Annotated in this window: 1 protein-coding gene; it reads left to right on the forward strand. The window is 72.8% G+C overall.

The features are described 5' to 3' along the window. Nucleotides 1–83: 83 nt before the first annotated feature. Nucleotides 84–567: alpha/beta fold hydrolase (locus tag KUM32_RS41345; protein WP_217146783.1), on the forward strand; the 484-nt coding region annotated here is incomplete at its 3' end.

A 567-nucleotide genomic window follows, 5' to 3' on the forward strand; every position in this document is an offset into this window, starting at 1 on the left:
GCCCCGGTGCTCCCGGTGGGCGGGGTCGCTCCCGGCCGACAGCGGCGGCGAACGGTGGGTCAACGAGGGCGGAGGTGCGAGCCTTGTTCGAGGATTTCGAGGCCAGGCAGATCCGGGTCGGCGAAGCGTCGATCTTCGTGCGGTACGGCGGTCAGGGGCCGCCGGTGGTTCTGTTGCACGGCCACCCACGGACCTCCGCGACCTGGCACCGGGTCGCCCCGCTCCTCGTCCAGGCCGGCTTCACCGTGGTCTGCCCCGACCTCCGGGGTTACGGCCGGTCCACCGGCCCGGCGCCCACCGCGGACCACACCGGGTACGCCAAGCGGGCCGTCGCCGGTGACGTGGTCGAGGTCATGCGCTTCCTGGGCCACGACCGCTTCGCGCTCGCCGGGCACGATCGCGGGGGCGCCGTCGCGCTGCGTCTCGCGCTCGACCATCCCGACGCGGTCTCGCGGGTGGCGCTGATCGACTGCCTTCCCATCAGCGAGCACCTGTCCCGCATCACGACCGAGTTCGCCACGCAGTGGTGGCACTGGTTCTTCTTCGCCCAGCCGGACATCCCCGAGC

Source organism: Streptomyces sp. AC627_RSS907, from assembly GCF_019049165.1.